Origin of the sequence: Pseudomonas sp. Wu6 (assembly GCF_019891515.1) — a bacterium.
Lineage (GTDB): Bacteria > Pseudomonadota > Gammaproteobacteria > Pseudomonadales > Pseudomonadaceae > Aquipseudomonas > Aquipseudomonas orientalis_A.
In genome coordinates, this window is sequence record NZ_JAFLXH010000023.1 from 38,401 (window position 1) to 57,489 (window position 19,089).

At 60.4% G+C, this 19,089-nt stretch carries 22 protein-coding genes; all 22 read left to right on the plus strand.

Annotated elements, in window-relative coordinates; genetic code table 11:
- Window positions 1–117: 117 nt before the first annotated feature.
- The 22 genes from trmJ to J1G34_RS17060 all read left to right on the plus strand — a co-directional run bounded on the left by trmJ (window position 118) and on the right by J1G34_RS17060 (window position 19,060).
- Window positions 118–888 (plus strand): tRNA (cytosine(32)/uridine(32)-2'-O)-methyltransferase TrmJ, encoded by a 771-nt coding sequence (trmJ, locus tag J1G34_RS16955; protein ID WP_222994384.1) that lies wholly within the window; start codon window positions 118–120, stop codon window positions 886–888.
- A 2-nt stretch (window positions 889–890) separates the two neighbouring features.
- Entirely contained in the window at window positions 891–1,673 is a 783-nt protein-coding gene (gene cysE, locus J1G34_RS16960; RefSeq protein ID WP_065892373.1) for a serine O-acetyltransferase, read from the plus strand.
- Window positions 1,674–1,973: 300 nt separating this feature from the next.
- Entirely contained in the window at window positions 1,974–2,465 is a 492-nt protein-coding gene (gene iscR, locus J1G34_RS16965; protein WP_003194020.1) for a Fe-S cluster assembly transcriptional regulator IscR, read from the plus strand.
- Between the two features lie 50 nt (window positions 2,466–2,515).
- The gene (locus tag J1G34_RS16970) at window positions 2,516–3,730 is read left to right on the plus strand and encodes an IscS subfamily cysteine desulfurase (RefSeq protein WP_222994385.1); all 1,215 of its coding nucleotides are present in this window, start codon (window positions 2,516–2,518) and stop codon (window positions 3,728–3,730) included.
- A gap of 99 nt (window positions 3,731–3,829) precedes the next feature.
- On the plus strand, window positions 3,830–4,216 hold the full coding sequence (gene iscU, locus J1G34_RS16975) for a Fe-S cluster assembly scaffold IscU (RefSeq protein ID WP_003175965.1): 387 nt from the start codon (window positions 3,830–3,832) through the stop codon (window positions 4,214–4,216).
- A 28-nt stretch (window positions 4,217–4,244) separates the two neighbouring features.
- Window positions 4,245–4,568, plus strand: a complete 324-nt coding sequence (iscA, locus tag J1G34_RS16980) for an iron-sulfur cluster assembly protein IscA (protein WP_003175963.1) — start codon at window positions 4,245–4,247, stop codon at window positions 4,566–4,568.
- Between the two features lie 8 nt (window positions 4,569–4,576).
- Entirely contained in the window at window positions 4,577–5,098 is a 522-nt protein-coding gene (gene hscB / locus J1G34_RS16985) for a co-chaperone HscB (RefSeq protein WP_065892372.1), read from the plus strand.
- A gap of 53 nt (window positions 5,099–5,151) precedes the next feature.
- The gene (gene hscA, locus J1G34_RS16990) at window positions 5,152–7,014 is read left to right on the plus strand and encodes a Fe-S protein assembly chaperone HscA (protein WP_122483717.1); all 1,863 of its coding nucleotides are present in this window, start codon (window positions 5,152–5,154) and stop codon (window positions 7,012–7,014) included.
- Window positions 7,015–7,017: 3 nt separating this feature from the next.
- Window positions 7,018–7,359, plus strand: a complete 342-nt coding sequence (fdx, locus tag J1G34_RS16995; protein ID WP_015885743.1) for an ISC system 2Fe-2S type ferredoxin — start codon at window positions 7,018–7,020, stop codon at window positions 7,357–7,359.
- A gap of 14 nt (window positions 7,360–7,373) precedes the next feature.
- Entirely contained in the window at window positions 7,374–7,574 is a 201-nt protein-coding gene (iscX, locus tag J1G34_RS17000) for a Fe-S cluster assembly protein IscX (RefSeq protein WP_003238461.1), read from the plus strand.
- Between the two features lie 92 nt (window positions 7,575–7,666).
- A complete protein-coding gene (gene ndk / locus J1G34_RS17005) occupies window positions 7,667–8,092 on the plus strand; it encodes a nucleoside-diphosphate kinase (RefSeq protein WP_003175956.1) in 426 nt (141 codons plus the stop codon).
- Window positions 8,093–8,121: 29 nt separating this feature from the next.
- On the plus strand, window positions 8,122–9,270 hold the full coding sequence (rlmN, locus tag J1G34_RS17010; RefSeq protein WP_065887481.1) for a dual-specificity RNA methyltransferase RlmN: 1,149 nt from the start codon (window positions 8,122–8,124) through the stop codon (window positions 9,268–9,270).
- Window positions 9,271–9,282: 12 nt separating this feature from the next.
- Complete coding sequence (pilW, locus tag J1G34_RS17015) at window positions 9,283–10,041, plus strand: type IV pilus biogenesis/stability protein PilW (protein WP_122483718.1); 759 nt, start codon at window positions 9,283–9,285, stop codon at window positions 10,039–10,041.
- On the plus strand, window positions 10,041–11,021 hold the full coding sequence (locus J1G34_RS17020) for a RodZ domain-containing protein (protein ID WP_065895834.1): 981 nt from the start codon (window positions 10,041–10,043) through the stop codon (window positions 11,019–11,021). The genes pilW and J1G34_RS17020 overlap by 1 nt, the downstream gene beginning before the upstream one ends.
- A gap of 2 nt (window positions 11,022–11,023) precedes the next feature.
- Window positions 11,024–12,133 carry a flavodoxin-dependent (E)-4-hydroxy-3-methylbut-2-enyl-diphosphate synthase gene (ispG, locus tag J1G34_RS17025; protein ID WP_003175952.1) on the plus strand — a complete coding sequence of 370 codons (1,110 nt, stop codon included), beginning with the start codon at window positions 11,024–11,026 and terminating at the stop codon, window positions 12,131–12,133.
- Window positions 12,134–12,156: 23 nt separating this feature from the next.
- Entirely contained in the window at window positions 12,157–13,446 is a 1,290-nt protein-coding gene (gene hisS, locus J1G34_RS17030) for a histidine--tRNA ligase (protein WP_065895833.1), read from the plus strand.
- A 41-nt stretch (window positions 13,447–13,487) separates the two neighbouring features.
- A complete protein-coding gene (locus J1G34_RS17035; RefSeq protein WP_065887485.1) occupies window positions 13,488–14,129 on the plus strand; it encodes a YfgM family protein in 642 nt (213 codons plus the stop codon).
- Window positions 14,122–15,273: an outer membrane protein assembly factor BamB gene (bamB, locus tag J1G34_RS17040; protein ID WP_065887486.1), complete on the plus strand. Its 1,152-nt coding sequence runs from the start codon at window positions 14,122–14,124 to the stop codon at window positions 15,271–15,273. The genes J1G34_RS17035 and bamB overlap by 8 nt, the downstream gene beginning before the upstream one ends.
- A 60-nt stretch (window positions 15,274–15,333) precedes the next feature.
- Entirely contained in the window at window positions 15,334–15,540 is a 207-nt protein-coding gene (locus J1G34_RS27475) for a hypothetical protein (protein ID WP_158254504.1), read from the plus strand.
- Window positions 15,528–16,997 carry a ribosome biogenesis GTPase Der gene (gene der / locus J1G34_RS17050; protein ID WP_057723953.1) on the plus strand — a complete coding sequence of 490 codons (1,470 nt, stop codon included), beginning with the start codon at window positions 15,528–15,530 and terminating at the stop codon, window positions 16,995–16,997. Before J1G34_RS27475 ends, der begins: the two co-directional genes overlap by 13 nt.
- Before the next feature lie 135 nt (window positions 16,998–17,132).
- Window positions 17,133–18,281, plus strand: coding sequence for a pyridoxal phosphate-dependent aminotransferase (locus tag J1G34_RS17055; protein WP_122461311.1), 1,149 nt, complete (start codon window positions 17,133–17,135; stop codon window positions 18,279–18,281).
- Window positions 18,269–19,060, plus strand: coding sequence for an amidohydrolase (locus tag J1G34_RS17060; protein WP_065891512.1), 792 nt, complete (start codon window positions 18,269–18,271; stop codon window positions 19,058–19,060). Before J1G34_RS17055 ends, J1G34_RS17060 begins: the two co-directional genes overlap by 13 nt.
- Window positions 19,061–19,089 lie beyond the last annotated feature (29 nt).

The following is a 19,089-nucleotide window of genomic DNA, read 5'->3' on the forward strand; positions in this document are numbered from 1 at the left end:
AGCCGGGCAGTTTAGCAGAAACTTTCTTCAGGTGAAGGGCGACGTTAGCTTTCGTGGCATAACCCTAAGCGCTTCTGTAAGATTTGCTCCCCTTTCCCGTGTCCGAGAGCGCCTCCCTTGCTGCAAAACATCCGTGTCGTTTTGGTCAATACCAGTCATCCCGGCAACATCGGTGGGGTGGCGCGAGCCATGAAGAACATGGGGCTGACGCGGCTGGTGCTGGTCGAGCCACGTGTGTTTCCGCACCATGAGGCCGATGCCCGCGCATCCGGCGCCAACGACATCCTGGGAAACGCCCAGGTTGTCGCCACCCTGGAAGGCGCCTTGGTCGGCTGCAACCTGGTGCTCGGCACCAGCGCCCGTGACCGCCGCATTCCCTGGCCATTGCTGGACCCGCGTGAGTGCGGTACCAAAGTGGTGGAAGAGGCGGCCGGTGGCGCAGAAATCGCCCTGGTGTTTGGCCGTGAAGACTCCGGCCTGACCAATGAAGAGCTGCAGCGATGTCATTACCACGTGCACATTCCATCAGACCCTGAGTTCAGTTCGCTGAACCTGGGTGCGGCGGTGCAGGTGCTGACGTACGAAGTGCGCATGGCCTGGTTGGCGGCTGAGGGCCAGCCGAGCAAGATGGAGAAGGACGAAGTGGCGTCGACCAAAAGTGGCGAGCTGGCCACGATGGACGAGCTGGAGCGATTCTATGAGCACCTGGAGCAAACCCTGGTGGCCATCGAGTTCCTTGATCCTGAAAAACCACGGCACTTGATGGCGCGCCTGCGCCGCCTTTACGGGCGCAGCTCGGTCAGTCGGGCGGAAATGAATATATTGCGTGGCATCCTCACGGAAACCCAGAAAGCGGCCCGTGGCGAGCTCCTTAAGCGGAAGGATTAAAGATGTTCGAGCGTTTGCGAGAAGATATCCAGAGTGTTTTCCACCGTGACCCGGCGGCGCGCAACGCCTTTGAAGTGCTGACCTGCTACCCCGGCATGCACGCGATCTGGCTTCACCGCCTGTCCGGCGCCCTGTGGGGCATGGGTTGGAAATGGCTGGCGCGGCTGGTGTCGAACTTCGGGCGCTGGCTGACCGGGATCGAAATTCACCCCGGCGCCAAGGTCGGCCGTCGCTTCTTCATCGACCATGGCATGGGCATCGTGATTGGCGAGACCGCCGAGATTGGCGATGACGTGACGCTCTATCAGGGTGTCACCCTGGGCGGGACCACCTGGAATAAAGGCAAGCGCCACCCGACGCTGGGCGACGGTGTGGTGGTGGGCGCGGGTGCCAAGGTGCTTGGCCCGTTCACGGTCGGCGCGGGTGCCAAGGTGGGCTCCAATGCCGTGGTCACCAAGGCCGTGCCGCCCGGTGCGACGGTGGTGGGTATTCCGGGCCGGATCATCGTCAAGCCGGAAGTCGGCGACGAACAGGAGGCCAAGCGCAAGGCCATGGCCGAGAAGATTGGCTTTGATGCCTATGGCGTCAGCGAAGACATGCCAGACCCGGTGGCGCGTGCCATTGGCCAGTTGCTCGACCACCTGCAAGCGGTGGATGGCAAGCTGGAGGGCATGTGTGGCGCCCTGAAGGACCTGGGCAGCCCTTACTGTGCGAAAGATCTGCCTGAGCTGCGCGAAGAAGATTTCGCCGAGATCAAGGACGAAACCGCCACCAAGGCAAGCTGAGATCTCGAAATCACCAGAGATCCCCTGTGGGAGGGGGCTTGCCCCCGATTGCAGTGGATCAGCCGGCCTATTTGGCAACTGACCCACCTCTATCGGGGGCAAGCCCCCTCCCACATTTGATCTTCATTGTGTCTGGCATCGCAGGTTATCCGGTGACGCTGTTCGTCCCCACCCCAGCCTGCTATGATTCGCGCGCCCTTTTTACGGGTAATCCTGACTAAAGTACTAGGTCTTATAGTTGACTTAAATACTCGGGAATCGCATACTTGCTCCCATTCTGAAACACCTTGGTACTTGTCCATGAGACTGACTACAAAAGGCCGATACGCGGTGACTGCCATGCTCGACCTGGCTTTGCACGCGCAAACTGGGCCGGTGTCCCTGGCCGATATCTCCGAGCGCCAAGGCATTTCCCTGTCCTACCTCGAGCAACTGTTCGCCAAATTGCGCCGCAGCAATCTGGTTTCCAGCGTGCGAGGCCCAGGTGGCGGCTATCAATTGTCCCGCGATATGCAGGGCATCCAGGTAGCCCAGGTGATCGACGCGGTCAACGAATCCGTCGATGCGACCAAATGCCAGGGGCTGGGTGATTGCCATGCCGGTGACACCTGCCTGACGCACCACTTGTGGTGTGACTTGAGCCTGCAGATCCATGAGTTTTTGAGTGGTATCAGCTTGGCTGATCTTGTGACTCGCCGTGAGGTGCAAGAAGTAGCCCAGCGTCAGGACCAGCGCCGTTGCAACACCAAGGCGCCGCGTCTGGACAAGATCGAAGCGTCCGCCGTCGAGTGACAGCCGCAGAGCTAACGGCGCGCCAGCCAGCCTGATTTAGGAGAAAGTCCATGAAATTGCCGATTTACCTTGATTACTCAGCGACCACCCCGGTTGATCCGCGTGTCGCGCAAAAGATGAGCGAATGCCTGCTGGTTGACGGAAACTTCGGCAACCCGGCCTCCCGTTCTCACGTATTCGGCTGGAAAGCCGAGGAGGCGGTCGAGAACGCTCGTCGCCAGGTCGCCGACCTGGTTGGCGCCGACCCGCGCGAAATCGTCTGGACCTCCGGTGCCACCGAGTCCGACAACCTGGCGATCAAGGGCGCGGCGCATTTCTACGCGACCAAGGGCAGGCACCTGATCACCACCAAGATTGAGCACAAGGCTGTCCTGGACACCATGCGCCAACTGGAGCGTGAAGGTTTTGAGGTCACCTACCTCGAGCCCACCACCGACGGTATCGTCACCCCGGCCATGATCGAAGCCGCGCTGCGTGACGACACCATCCTGGTTTCCGTGATCCACGTGAACAACGAAATCGGCACCATCAACGACATCGAAGCGATTGGCGAGCTGACCCGTTCCAAGGGCATCCTGCTGCACGTCGACGCCGCTCAGTCCACCGGCAAGGTCGAGATCGACCTGTCCAAGCTGAAAGTCGACCTGATGTCGTTCTCCGCCCACAAGACCTACGGCCCCAAAGGCATCGGTGCCCTGTACGTAAGCCGCAAGCCGCGCGTACGTATCGAAGCCACCATGCACGGCGGCGGTCACGAGCGCGGCATGCGTTCGGGCACCCTGGCGACTCACCAGATCGTCGGCATGGGCGAAGCCTTTCGCGTAGCCAAGGAAGACATGGCTGCCGAAAACGTGCGCATCAAGGCCTTGAGTGACCGCTTCTACAAGCAGGTCGAGAACCTTGAAGAGCTGTACATCAATGGCAGCATGACCGCCCGTGTACCGCACAACCTGAATTTGAGCTTCAACTACGTCGAAGGCGAGTCGCTGATCATGGCGCTCAAGGACCTGGCGGTTTCGTCCGGTTCGGCCTGCACCTCGGCGTCCCTTGAGCCTTCGTACGTACTGCGCGCCCTGGGCCGCAACGACGAACTGGCACACAGCTCGATCCGCTTTACCTTCGGCCGCTTCACCACTGAAGAGCAAGTCGACTACGCCGCGCAGAAAGTCTGCGAAGCCGTCAACAAGCTGCGCGTTCTGTCGCCGCTGTGGGACATGTACAAAGACGGTGTCGACATTTCCAAGATCGAGTGGGCGGCACACTAAATATAGAAGCCGCCACCCCAGCTCTGTAGCAACGTGGCGGAAAACGCAGGCGTTTCTACAGGGTTCCAGAGCGGCCCTGATGAGTGAGGATTCAGTACCATGGCTTACAGCGAAAAGGTCATCGACCACTACGAAAACCCGCGCAACGTCGGCAAGATGAACGCGGAAGATCCTGATGTCGGCACTGGCATGGTCGGCGCTCCGGCGTGCGGCGATGTGATGCGCCTGCAGATCAAGGTCAACGACGCTGGCGTTATCGAAGACGCCAAGTTCAAGACCTACGGCTGCGGTTCGGCCATCGCCTCCAGCTCCCTGGCGACCGAATGGATGAAAGGCAAGACCCTGGATGAGGCTGTCACCATCAGCAACACCCAGCTGGCCGAAGAACTGGCCCTGCCGCCGGTGAAAATTCACTGCTCGGTACTCGCCGAGGACGCCATCAAGGCGGCCGTTCGCGACTACAAGCAGAAGAAAGGCTTGATCTAAGTATTTGGCGACGAGTAAGGAGTCAACGATGGCTATCAGCATGACAGAAGCGGCTGCGCAGCACATTCGCCGCTCCCTGAATGGGCGCGGTAAAGGTGAGGGGATTCGTCTGGGTGTTCGCACCACGGGCTGTTCCGGCCTTGCCTACGTGCTGGAGTTTGTCGACGAGGTGGTTGCGGAAGACCAGGTGTTCGAAAGTCACGGCGAGAAAGTGATCATCGACCCCAAAAGCCTGACCTACCTGGACGGCACCGAGCTCGATTTCGTCAAGGAAGGGTTGAACGAAGGCTTCAAGTTCAACAACCCCAACGTACGCGGTGAATGTGGCTGCGGCGAAAGCTTCAACATCTGAGGCTTCTTGTGGGTACTCCTTGTCATTTCGCTTTATTCGAGCTGCAGCCGAGCTTTCGGCTGGACCTTGAGCAGCTTGCCACGCGCTATCGAGAATTGGCGCGTGGCGTGCATCCGGACCGCTTCGCTGACGCTTCCGAGCGTGAGCAACGCCTGGCGCTGGAGCAATCGGCCAGCCTCAACGAAGCCTATCAGACGCTCAAAAGCCCCCCGAAACGCGCCCGTTATTTACTGGCGATGAAGGGCGGCGAGTTGCCGATGGAAGTCACCGTGCATGACCCGGACTTCCTGATGCAGCAGATGCAATGGCGCGAAGAACTCGAAGACCTGCAGGACGAAGCCGATGTGGCTGGCGTCGCGGTCTTCAAGCGTCGTCTGAAGGCGGCCCAGGATGAGCTCAACGAAAGCTTCGCAGCCTGTTGGGATGATGCTGCGCAACGCGAACAGGCCGAACGCCTGATGCGGCGCATGCAGTTTCTCGACAAGCTCACCTACGAAGTGCGCCAGCTAGAAGAGCGCCTCGACGATTAACCCAGTGTGCTGCCCGTGATGCACGCCTGATAGACAGATAAGACCTGATTACCATGGCTCTACTGCAAATCGCCGAACCCGGTCAAAGCCCTCAACCGCACCAGCGTCGCCTGGCGGTCGGGATTGACCTGGGCACCACCAATTCCCTGGTTGCTGCGGTGCGCAGCGGCCTGTCCGAGCCGTTGCCCGATGCCGATGGCCAGGTCATCCTGCCGTCCGCCGTGCGCTATCACGCCGATCGTATCGAAGTCGGCGAGTCGGCCAAGCTGGCAGCGTCCTCCGACCCCCTTAATACCGTGCTGTCGGTCAAGCGCTTGATGGGTCGTGGTCTGTCCGACGTCAAGCAATTGGGCGACCAGCTGCCGTACCGCTTTGTCGGCGGTGAATCCCATATGCCGTTCATCGACACCGTCCAGGGCCCGAAAAGCCCGGTGGAAGTGTCGGCCGATATCCTCAAGGTGCTGCGCCAGCGTGCGGAAACCACCCTGGGCGGCGAGCTGGTTGGTGCGGTGATCACGGTTCCGGCGTATTTCGACGACGCGCAACGCCAAGCCACCAAGGATGCGGCGAAGCTCGCCGGCCTGAACGTGCTGCGTTTGCTCAATGAACCGACCGCTGCCGCCGTGGCTTACGGCCTGGACCAGCACGCCGAAGGCCTGGTCGCCATTTATGATCTGGGCGGCGGCACCTTTGATATTTCGATCCTGCGACTGACCGGCGGCGTGTTCGAAGTGCTGGCCACCGGTGGCGACAGCGCCCTGGGTGGCGATGACTTCGACCATGCCATCGCGGGCTGGATCATCAGCAGTGCCGGCTTGTCTGCCGACCTGGACCCAGGCGCTCAGCGCAACCTGCTGCAAGCCGCCTGCGCTGCCAAGGAAGCGCTGACGGACGCTGCTTCCGTTGAAGTTTCCTACGGTAGCTGGTCGGCCCAGCTGACCCGCGAAGCCTTCGATGCGTTGATCGAACCGATGGTTGCCCGCAGCCTCAAGGCCTGCCGCCGCGCGGTGCGTGATTCCGGTATCGAGTTCGAAGAGGTCGGAGCGGTGGTCATGGTAGGCGGTTCCACCCGTGTTCCACGGGTTCGCGAGGCCGTTGCCGAAGCCTTTGGTCGCCAGCCGTTGACTGAAATCGACCCGGATCAAGTGGTGGCCATCGGGGCTGCGATCCAGGCCGATACCCTGGCCGGCAACAAGCGTGATGGTGGCGAACTGCTGCTGCTCGATGTGATTCCGTTGTCCCTGGGCCTGGAAACCATGGGCGGCCTGATGGAGAAAGTGATTCCGCGCAACACCACCATTCCCGTCGCCCGCGCCCAGGACTTCACCACCTACAAAGATGGCCAGACGGCCATGATGATTCATGTGCTGCAAGGCGAGCGCGAGCTGATCAGCGACTGCCGCTCCCTGGCGCGCTTTGAGTTGCGTGGTATCCCGGCGATGGTGGCGGGCGCGGCGAAGATTCGCGTGACCTTCCAGGTCGACGCCGACGGCCTGCTCAGCGTGGCGGCCCGTGAACTGGGCTCGGGCGTCGAGGCCAGTATCCAGGTCAAGCCGTCCTACGGCCTGACTGACGGTGAAATCGCCAAGATGCTCAAGGACTCGTTCCAATATGCCGGCGATGACAAGGTCGCCCGCGTGCTGCGTGAGCAGCAAGTCGATGCCCAGCGCCTGCTCGAAGCGGTGCAGGGCGCTCTGGATGCCGATGGCGAGCGCTTGCTGGATGCCGAGGAGCGCATGGTCATCGACCTGCAGATGCAGGAGCTGGCCGAACTGATGAAAGGCAACGATGGTTACGCCATCGAGCAGCAGACCAAGCGCCTGTCACAAGTAACCGATGCCTTTGCCGCCCGCCGTATGGACCAGACGGTAAAAGCCGCCCTGGCGGGTCGCAACCTGAATGAAATTGAGGAATAACTGATGCCGCAGGTCATTTTTCTGCCACACGCCGAGCATTGCCCGGATGGTATGGTCGTGGAGGCTGAGACCGGCAAGTCCATCCTTGAGGTCGCCCACGACAACCACATCGAGATCGAAAGTGCCTGTGGCGGTGTGTGCGCCTGCACCACGTGCCACTGCGTCATTCGCGAGGGGTTCAACTCGCTCGAGGAGGCCGATGAGCTGGAAGAAGACTTCCTCGATCGCGCCTGGGGCCTGGAAGCGACTTCGCGTCTAAGCTGTCAGGCAAAGGTCGGCACTGAAGACATCACGGTCGAAATCCCGAAATATTCGCTCAACCATGCGGCCGAAGCGCCGCATTGATTCAAGGAACTGTCATGAGCCTGAAATGGGTTGATGTACAAGAAATCGCTATACAACTTGCTGAAGCTCATCCTGAGGTCAATCCTCTTACGGTGAACTTCGTCAAGCTGCGTAACCTCGTAATGGAACTGCCGGATTTTGACGACATCCCTGATCGGGGTGGCGAAAAGGTCCTGGAGGCGATTCAAGGCCTGTGGATCGAAGAAGCAGACTGAGCCGCCTTATTACGCAGTTAGGCAATACCCGATAACCCGCGTATAATTCGCGGGTTTAATTTTTCGTAAATTACCGTTTCTGGAGTTACACCATGGCTGTTCAACGTACTTTCTCCATCATCAAGCCTGACGCTGTTGCAAAAAACGTCATCGGCGAGATCACCACTCGTTTCGAAAAAGCCGGCCTGAAGGTTGTAGCTTCGAAACTCAAGCAACTGTCCAAGGCTGAAGCTGAAGGCTTCTACGCTGAGCACAGCGCTCGTGGCTTCTTCGGCGACCTGGTTGCCTTCATGATCTCCGGTCCTGTTGTTGTTCAGGTGCTGGAAGGCGAGAACGCTATCGCTCTGAACCGTGAGCTGATGGGCGCTACCAACCCTAAAGAAGCGGCTGCCGGCACCATCCGTGCTGACTTCGCCGAGTCCATCGACGCCAACGCTGTTCACGGTTCGGACTCCGAAGCCGCTGCTGCTCGCGAAATCTCGTACTTTTTCGCTGCTACTGAAGTAACCGCTCGCTAAGCATCGGCTTAAAGAGTGAGGGTGAATCCATGACTACATCGACTGTTAAAACCAACCTGCTGGGTCTGACTCAGCCGGAAATGGAGAAATTCTTCGACTCAATCGGGGAGAAGCGTTTCCGTGCCGGTCAGGTAATGAAGTGGATTCACCACTTTGGCGTCGACGATTTCGACGCCATGACGAACGTCAGCAAGGCCCTGCGCGACAAGCTCAAGGCCATTGCCGAAGTTCGTGGTCCCGAAGTGGTCAGCGAGGACATCTCCAGCGACGGCACCCGTAAGTGGGTGGTGCGCGTGGCGTCCGGCAGCTGCGTCGAGACCGTCTACATTCCCCAGGGCAAGCGCGGCACCTTGTGCGTTTCGTCCCAGGCAGGCTGTGCCCTGGACTGCAGTTTCTGCTCCACCGGCAAGCAAGGCTTCAACAGCAACCTCACCGCCGCCGAAGTCATCGGCCAGGTGTGGATTGCCAACAAATCCTTTGGCAGCGTCCCGGCGACCGTCGACCGTGCCATCACCAACGTGGTGATGATGGGCATGGGTGAGCCGCTGCTGAACTTCGACAACGTGGTTGCGGCCATGCACCTGATGATGGACGACCTGGGCTACGGCATCTCCAAGCGCCGTGTGACCCTGTCGACCTCCGGCGTGGTACCGATGATCGATGAGCTGGCCAAGCACATCGACGTTTCCCTGGCGTTGTCGCTGCACGCACCCAATGACGCATTGCGTAACCAATTGGTGCCGATCAACAAGAAGTATCCGCTTAAGATGCTGCTCGAATCCTGCCAGCGTTATATGGCGACCTTGGGCGAAAAGCGTGTCTTGACCATTGAGTACACCATGCTCAAGGACGTCAACGACAAGGTCGAGCACGCGGTCGAGATGATCGAGCTGCTCAAGAACACCCCGTGCAAGATCAACCTGATTCCGTTCAACCCGTTTCCCCATTCTGGCTACGAGCGGCCGAGCAACAACGCCATCCGCCGTTTCCAGGATCAACTGCACCAGGCCGGCTACAACGTCACCGTGCGCACCACCCGTGGTGAAGACATCGATGCCGCCTGTGGCCAATTGGTAGGGCAGGTGATGGACCGCACCCGCCGCAGCGAGCGTTATATCGCCGGACGCGAACTGAACGCCGCCGACGATTTGCCGCTGATTGCTGTAAATCGAATCTGAGAGAGGATCTCTATGCCCTTGCGCCTTGCGCTGCTTTTACTTGTTACCGGTCTCGTGGCCGGTTGTGTTTCATCGGGCTACGACAGCCCTTTGCAAACCGACAAGGGTCGTGAAGCGGCGCGAGTGGCGTATGTGCAACTGGGGCTGGGCTATCTGCAACAAGGCATGAGTGAGCAGGCCAAGGTGCCATTGAAGAAGGCCCTGGAGCTGGATGCCGATGATGCGGATGCCAATGCCGCGCTGGCGCTGGTCTTCCAGGCTCAGGCCGAGCCCGAGTTGGCTGATCGGTATTTCACCACGGCACTGGCTTCCCGTCCTGGCGACGCGCGGTTGCTGAACAACTACGGCAGTTTCCTGTTCGAGCAGAAACGGTATGAACAGGCGGCCGCTTATTTCCGCCAGGCCAGCACCGACACCCTTTATCCCCAGCGTTCGCGCATCTTCGAGAACCTTGGGGTGACGTCGATACACCTGGGACAGCGCGAACTGGCGCGCCAGCAACTGGAAAAAGCCCTGCACCTGAACGCTCGCCAGCCACGCGCTTTGCTTGAAATGGCTGAGTTGTCCTACGAAGACAGGCATTATGTGCCGGCACGTGACTATTACGAGCGTTTTAGCCTGCTCAGCGGGCACAATGCACGTAGTCTATTGCTCGGTGTGCGCCTGGCGACGGTTCATGAAGAACGCGACACGGCCGCACGTTTTGGCCAGCAACTCGAACGACTCTATCCCGGTACGCCGGAATATCAGCAATACCTGTCGGAGCAATGATGAAAGCCGCGCACCCGGAAGTTGTAGCAGCTAATCGCGTAAACCCAGGCGACACCTTGCGTGAGGCCCGCGAAAGCAATGGTTGGTCGCTGGCGCAAGTGGCCCTCAAGCTCAATTTGACCAGCACCTCCCTGGCCAACCTGGAAGCTGGCGCATTCGACAAGCTGCCCGGGCACACGTTTGCCCGCGGCTATATCCGCGCTTATGCCAAGTTGCTGGGTATCGACCAGACCGCACTGGTCCAGCAATTCGACCAGTTCACCGGCACCGACTCCCAGGGCAGCAATGTGCATGGCCTCGGTCGTATTGAAGAGCCGACCCGGGTTTCCCACACGATCCTGCGCATTGTCAGCCTGTTGCTGCTGATTGCCGTGATCGGGGGTGGTTTCGTCTGGTGGCAGGACCAGACTTCCCAGCGCAATAAAGACCTGACCAGCAACGCGCTGGAGCACGTCGAAGTCGAAAGCGCCGACGGCACCACCCAGATTCATCCGCTGGATGAGCCGGAAGACCAGGCGGTCGTCGAAGGGCAAGTCACGCCGGAAGCGCCTGCCACCGCTGAACAACCCGCTCCGCAAGCCGACAGCGCACCTGCAGCGACTGCAGCCGTACCCGCGCCGGCTCCCGTAGCGCCCGTGGCCCAGGCTCCCGCAACAGCCGCTCCGGCCCAGGCTCCAGCGCCTGCGGCACCGGCTGCGCCTGCCATTTCGCCGCCCACCACCCCCGCGTTGATCGCCGGTGACGGGCGCGTACAGATCACCTTCGTCGCTGACTGCTGGACGCAAGTCACCGACGGTAATGGCAAAGTGCTGTTTAGCGGTCTGAAGCGTAAGGGAGATACTCTTGACCAGGGCGGCAAGCCTCCTTTGACGCTGCGTCTGGGTTATGCCCGTGGCGCGCAAGTGGCCTACAACGGCCAGCCTGTGGACGTAGCGCCGTTCACCAGTGGCGAGACCGCTCGCCTCAAGTTGGGACAATAGTCATGCACGGCGAATCTCCAATCAAACGTCGCGTATCGCGCAAGATCTGGGTCGGCTCGGTGCCGGTGGGCGGCGATGCCCCCATCGCGGTGCAGAGCATGACCAACAGCGACACCAATGACGTGGCTGCCACCGTCGCCCAGATCAATCGTCTGGAAGCGGCCGGCGTGGACATCGTGCGGGTGTCCGTACCGGACATGGACGCTGCCGAAGCCTTCGGCCGTATCAAGCAATTGGTCAAGGTGCCGCTGGTTGCCGACATCCACTTCGACTACAAGATCGCGCTGCGCGTAGCCGAGCTGGGTGTGGACTGCCTGCGGATCAACCCAGGCAACATCGGTCGTGAAGACCGTGTGCGCGCCGTGGTCGATGCGGCCCGTGATCGCGGTATTCCCATCCGCATCGGGGTCAACGCCGGATCGCTGGAAAAAGACCTGCAAAAGAAATACGGCGAGCCTACCCCGGCGGCGCTGGTGGAGTCGGCATTGCGCCACGTTGAGCACCTGGAACGCTTGAATTTCCAGGACTTCAAGGTCAGCGTAAAGGCTTCCGACGTGTTTATGGCCGTAGAAGCCTACCGCCTGCTGGCCAAGGAAATCGTACAGCCGCTGCACCTAGGCATCACGGAAGCGGGCGGTTTACGCTCAGGCACAGTGAAATCTGCGGTGGGTCTCGGTATGCTGCTCGCCGAAGGGATTGGCGATACTATCCGCATCTCCCTGGCGGCAGACCCCGTAGAGGAAGTGAAGGTCGGCTACGACATTCTCAAATCCCTGCGTTTGCGTTCCCGTGGCATCAACTTCATTGCCTGCCCGAGCTGCTCGCGGCAGAACTTCGACGTGGTGAAAACCATGAACGACCTGGAGTTGCGTCTCGAAGACCTGCTGGTGCCGCTGGATGTCGCGGTGATCGGTTGCGTGGTCAACGGACCGGGCGAGGCCAAGGAGGCACACGTGGGCTTGACCGGCGGTACACCGAACCTGATTTACATTGACGGCAAACCGTCGCAGAAATTGACGAATGACAATCTGGTGGATGAGCTGGAAAAGCTGATCCGCGAGAAAGCGGCCGAGAAGGTCGCCGCTGACGCAGCGCTGATCGCTCGCGGCTGATTGAACGAATTTAAGGATTTGATGTGAGCAAGTCTCTGCAAGCCATTCGTGGCATGAACGACATCCTGCCGGAGCAGACGCCACTGTGGCGCTATTTCGAGAGCACGGTCGCGCGTCTGCTGGATAACTACGGTTACAAGCAGATCCGTATGCCGATCGTCGAGTTCACCGAGCTGTTCAAACGCTCCATCGGTGAAGTGACCGACATCGTCGAAAAAGAGATGTACACCTTTGAAGACCGTAACGGCGACTCCCTGACGCTGCGTCCGGAAGGCACTGCGGCCTGCGTTCGCGCTGTGCTGGAGCATGGCATCACCGGTGGCGGCCAGACCCAGAAACTGTGGTACATCGGCCCGATGTTCCGCCACGAGCGTCCGCAGAAAGGTCGCTATCGCCAGTTTCACCAGATCGGTTGCGAAGTCTTCAACCTGGACGGTCCGGACATCGACGCCGAGTTGATCGTCCTGACCTGGCGCCTGTGGGGCCAGTTGGGCATCCGCGACGCGGTCAAGCTCGAACTCAACAGCCTGGGCACCAGTGAGTCCCGCGGACGCTATCGCGAAGCCCTGGTCGAGTACCTGTCTGCCCACCTGGACAAGCTGGACGAAGACAGCCAGCGCCGCCTGAAGACCAACCCGTTGCGCGTGCTTGATACCAAGAACGCCGACACCCAGGCCGTACTGGTCGGCGCGCCGAAAATGGCCGACTACCTGGACGACGAATCGCGCACGCACTTCGAGGGCCTCAAGGCTCGCCTGGATGCGGCGGGTATTCCCTATGTGATCAACCCCAAGCTGGTGCGCGGCCTCGATTACTACAGCAAGACCGTGTTCGAGTGGGTCACCGACAAACTCGGCGCCCAGGGCACTGTGTGTGCCGGTGGTCGTTACGACGGCCTGGTCGAGCAAATGGGTGGCAAGCCGACCACGGGCGTAGGTTTCGCCATGGGCATCGAGCGGCTGATCCTGTTGCTCGAGACCCTTGAGCAAGTGCCACAAGAGATTTCCCGCCAGGTGGACGTGTATCTTTGCGCTTTTGGCGAGGCTGCCGAACTGGCTGCCCTGGCCTTGAGCGAACAGGTGCGCGACCAACTGCCGAACCTGCGTCTGCAAATCAATGCCGGCGCCGGTAGCTTCAAGAGCCAGTTCAAGAAGGCTGACAAGAGCGGCGCGTTGTATGCGCTGATCCTCGGCGATGACGAGTTGGCCCAGCAAGTGGTAGGTTTCAAACCCCTGCGTGGCCAGGGCGAACAACAGAACATTGCCTTTGATGCGCTCGCTGCGCACCTGGCCACCTGCGTCGTGCAGGGTTGAAGCTGTCGAACAGCCGAATTTAGCGATTAAGGAGTATTGGGGTGTCGAGTACTGATGATGAGCAACTGGCCGACTTCAAGGACTGGTGGCAGCGTAACGGCAAGCCCCTGGTAACTGGCGGTCTGCTGGCTTTAGTGGTGGTGTTCGGCTGGCAAGCCTGGACCAAATATCAGGCCAACCAGTCCCAGGGCGCCTCGATCGTTTACCAGCAATTGCTGGAAACCACCCTGACGCCGGACGGCAAGCCGGACCCTGCACGAGTGGCAGACCTGGCCGGCAAGCTGAAGAACGAATTTGGCGGTACCACCTACGCCCAGTACGGTAGCCTGTTCGTCGCGAAAGTCGCGGTCGACACCGGCAAGCTGGATGAGGCAGCCACTGAGCTCAAGGCGATCGCCGACAAACCGACCAACCCGACCCTGGGTGAAATCGCACGTCAACGCCTGGCACAGGTATTGGCGGCACAGAACAAGGCTGACGAAGCACTCAAACTGCTCGACGGCGATGCTGACAAGGCATTTGTAGCCACTCGCGAAGAGCTCAAGGGCGACCTTTTGGTCCAATTGGGTCGTACCGACGAAGCCAATGCTGCGTACCAAAAAGCCAAGGCGGCGCTGTCTGATGAAGCGGCGGTCGGTGGCTTACAAATCAAGCTGGACGACTTGGCCAAAGGGGATGCGTGACGTGATCCGTTGGAAACATGCAGCATTGCTGGCTCTGGCCGTTCTGGCCGCGGGTTGCAGCAGCAACAGTAAAAAAGAACTGCCGCCTGCGGAGCTGACCAGCTTCAAGGAAGAAGTGGTCCTGCAAAAGCAGTGGAGCCGCTCCATCGGTGACGGTCAGGGCGAAACCTACAACATGCTGGTACCGGCAATCGACGGTGACAACATTGTGGCCGCTGATGTAACCGGCATCGTGACCTCCCTGGATCGCATGACCGGCGACGTGAAGTGGAAGAAAGACCTTGAACTGCCTGTCTCCGGCGCCGTTGGCGTGGGTTACGGCATGGTCATGCTCGGCACGCTCAAAGGCGAAGTCGTGGCGCTGGACTCCAGCACCGGTGAAGAGAAATGGCGCGCCCGCGTGACCAGTGAAGTGCTCGCACCGCCTGCCACCAACGGCGATATCGTCGTGGTGCAGACCCAGGATGATCGCGTGATCGGTCTGGACGCCAGCACCGGCGAACAGCGCTGGTTGTACGACAGCACCCCGGCGGTGTTGACCCTGCGCGGTACCAGTGGTCCGATTGTGACCAACAATCTGGCCGTTGCCGGGCTGTCCACCGGTAAAGTGGTGGCCCTGAATACCCAGAACGGCGTGCCGGCCTGGGAAACCCGTGTGGCTATCCCGCAAGGTCGTTCCGAGTTGGATCGCGTCGTGGACATCGACGGTGGCTTGTTGCTGTCCGGCGAGACCCTCTACGTCGCTACTTACCAGGGCCGTGTCGCGGCACTGGACCTGCAGAGCGGCCGGGTCAACTGGCAGCGTGATGCGTCCAGCTACGCCGGTGTCGCCCAAGGGTTTGGCAGCGTCTACGTAAGCCTGGCGTCCGGCACCGTTGAAAGTGTCGACGAGCGTTCCACCACTGCGCTGTGGAGCAACGACTCCCTGGCTCGCCGCCAACTGTCGGCGCCGGAAGTCTTCTCCAGCTACGTAGCGGTCGGTGACTTCGAAGGCTACCTGCACCTGCTGAGCCAGGTGGACGGTCGCTTCGTGGGTCGCGAGCGTATCGACAGCGACGGCCTGCGTGCGCGTCCGCTGGTGGTGGGTAACATGCTGTATGTGTATGGCAACAGCGGCAAGCTGGAAGCCCTGACCATCAAGTAAGAATCATGCTTGGGGTAACCCCCAGGCGGCCTTGCCTCAATGCTGTTTGTAGGAGCGAGCTTGCTCGCGAAGGACGTCAACGCTAACGCGGGTTTTCTGGATAAACGCGGCGTCCTCTGGTTTTTCGCGAGCAAGCTCGCTCCTGCAGTATTCAGTGTCGAGCAGGGCATGTGGCATTCAAATGCCGCCCCGAGCACCAGCCGCTGCCCTGCAGCGGCTTTTGTATTTTCTGAAATAACGAAGTGGAGAGCCGCATGGTTCCCGTAATCGCCCTGGTGGGCCGACCTAACGTCGGCAAGTCCACCTTGTTCAACCGCCTGACCAGGACTCGCGACGCCATCGTCGGCGACTTGTCCGGTCTGACCCGTGATCGCCAATACGGTGAGGCAAAGTGGCAAGGGCGCTCCTACATTATTGTCGACACCGGTGGTATCTCCGGTGACGAACATGGCATGGACGAAAAAATGGCCGAGCAGTCGCTGCTGGCCATTGAAGAAGCCGATGTCGTGTTGTTCCTGGTGGACGCCCGCGCGGGCTACACCGCTGCCGACCAGATGATTGGCGAGCACCTGCGCAAGCGCAACAAGCGCTCCTATCTGGTTGCGAACAAGATCGATAACATCGATCCTGAAGCGGCCCGCGCCGAATTCAGCCCGATGGGCCTGGGCGACGCGATCCCGGTTGCCGGCGCCCACGGTCGCGGCATCACGCAGATGCTCGAAATTGCCCTCAGCACCTTTCCCAAGGATGACGATGAGGAAGAAGAGGGTGAGGAGGAGATCGTCGCCGAAGGCGAGGAAGCCAAGCGCATTCCTGGCCCGAGCGAAAAAGACGGTATCAAGATCGCCATCATCGGCCGCCCTAACGTCGGCAAGTCGACCCTGGTCAACCGCATGCTCGGTGAAGACCGGGTAATCGTCTATGACGAACCCGGCACCACCCGCGACAGCATCTACATCCCGTTCGAGCGCAACGAAGAAAAGTACACGCTGATCGACACCGCCGGTGTGCGCAAGCGTGGCAAGATCCACGAAGAAGTTGAAAAATTCTCCGTGGTCAAAACCCTGCAAGCGATCAAAGACGCCAACGTGGTGATCTTTGTGATGGACGCTCGCGAAGGCGTGGTGGACCACGACCTGAACCTGCTGGGCTTTGCCCTGGAAGCCGGTCGCGCCCTGGTGATCGCGATCAACAAGTGGGACGGCATGACGCCGAGCGAGCGCGATTTCGTCAAGATCGAGCTGCAGCGTCGCCTGTTCTTCGTTGAGTTTGCCGATATCCACTTTATCTCGGCGCTGCACGGCACCGGCGTGGGCAACCTCTACGCCTCGGTACAGAACTCGTTCAAGTCTGCGGTCACGCGCTGGCCGACCAACCGCCTTACCCAGATCCTGGAAGACGCGGTGGGCGAGCACGCGCCGCCGATGGTCAACAACCGCCGCATCAAACTGCGTTACGCCCACCTGGGTGGTGCCAACCCGCCGATTATCGTGATTCACGGTAACCAGATCGAGAAGGTGCCCAAGTCCTATGTGCGTTACCTGGAAAACACCTACCGCCGTGTCTTGAAGCTGGTCGGCACGCCGATCCGTATCGAGTTCAAGGGTGGCGAGAACCCATACGAAGGCAACAAGAACACATTGACCGACCGTCAGGTGAACAAGAAGCGTCGTTTGATGACTCACCACAAGAAGGCCGACAAGAAGCGCCGCGACAAGAAATAACCGCAGCTTCACGTTGTAAGCTGCAAGCTGCAAGAGAGGGCGCCGTTGGCGCCCTTTTTTGTGCGCGGCGGTTTGCCCCTTGACCCGCTTGCAGCTTGCAGCTTAAAACTTGCAGCTCACCCGAAGGGGGCTCCCATGATCACCAGCAAGCTGCCGAACGTCGGCACGACCATTTTCACCAGCATGTCGCAGTTGGCGGCCGACACCGGCGCAATCAACCTGTCCCAGGGTTTTCCCGACTTCAACGGGCCTCAGGATTTGCTCGACGCCGTGGGTCGGCACGTCGCCAGCGGCCATAACCAATACGCACCGATGACCGGCTTGCCCGTGCTGCGTCAGCAGGTGGCGGCAAAAATCGCCCGCAGCTACGCTGTCAGCGTCGATGCCGACCGTGAAGTCACCATCACGCCCGGCGCCACCCAAGGCATTTTCTGCGCGATCCAGGCGGTCATCCGCAACGGCGACGAAGTGATCATCTTCGACCCTTGCTACGACAGCTACGCACCCTCGGTAGAGCTGGCCGGCGGGCGCTGCGTGCATCTGCAGTTGGGCTTGCAGGATTTCAGCCTGGATCTGGAGCGTATCAAGGCCGCGCTGTCGCCGCGCACGCGCATGATTGTGCTCAATACCCCGCACAACCCCAGTGGCGCGCTGGTCAGCCGTGAGGAACTGGACCAGTTGGCCGAGCTGATTCGCGGCCGCGATATCTATCTGCTCAGCGATGAAGTGTACGAACACCTGGTGTTCGACGATGTGCCCCACGTCAGCGTGCTGGCCCATGAGGAGCTGTACTCGCGTGCGTTTGTGGTCAGCTCGTTCGGCAAGACGTATCACGTCACGGGCTGGAAGACCGGCTATGTGGTGGCACCGCCGGCCCTCACTGCCGAGCTGCGCAAAGTGCATCAATACGTCAGCTTCTGTGGTGTGACGCCGTTGCAGTACGCGCTGGCCGATTTCATGGCTGAGCACCCGGAGCACGTGGATGCGCTGCCGGCGTTCTATCAAGCCAAGCGCGATCTGTTCTGCCAGTTGCTGGCGCCGTCGCGGTTCAGCTTCAGCCCATCGGCGGGGACTTACTTTCAATTGGTGGATTATTCCCGGATCCGCCCGGACCTGGATGATGTCGCCATGTCCGAATGGATGACGCGCGAACACGGCGTGGCGTCGATTCCGATCTCGGTGTTTTACCGCGACCCACCCCAAGGCCAGCGCCTGGTGCGCCTGTGCTTTGCTAAACGCGAGGAGACGCTGCAACAAGCGGCGGAAAAACTATGCGTGATTTGAGTGCCTTGCCGAATCTGAACATTGCCCTGATCCAGACCACCCTGGCCTGGCACGACCGCCAGGCCAATCTTGAGCATTTCGAGCTGCTGCTGGAGCAGGCCAACGGCGCCGACCTGATGGTATTGCCGGAGATGTTCACCACGGGTTTCTCCATGGAATCGGCCGCCCTGGCCGAGCGGGAAAACGGCCCGACTCAGCGCTGGCTTCAAACCCAGGCGGCGAAATACAACGCCGTGATCACCGGCAGCGTGATTATCCAGGCGGCCGACGGCAGCCACCGTAACCGCCTGCTCTGGGCGCGCCCCGACGGTGAAGTGTTGCATTACGATAAACGCCACCTGTTCCGCATGGCCGGCGAACACGACCACTACACGCCCGGCGAGCGCCAGGTGCAGTTCGAGTTGAAGGGCTGGCGTATCCGTCCGCTGATTTGCTACGACCTGCGCTTCCCGGTGTGGAGTCGCGATGCCCAGGACACCGACTTGCTGCTGTACACCGCCAACTGGCCGGGCGCGCGGCGCCAGCACTGGAACCGCTTGTTGCCGGCCCGGGCCATCGAGAATTTGTGTTATGTGGCGGCGGTTAATCGAGTCGGCACGGACGGCAAGGGCTTTGCCTACACCGGCGATAGCCAGGTGCTGGATTTCCAGGGTGAGACATTGCTGAGCGCGGGGGAGGCGGATGGGGTATTCCAGGTGATTCTGGATGCAGCGGAGTTGGCGGCGTATCGCACCAAATTCCCGGCGAATCTGGATGCCGATAGTTTTCAGTTTGTCTGACAGGCCGCTATCGGGGGCAAGCCCCCTCC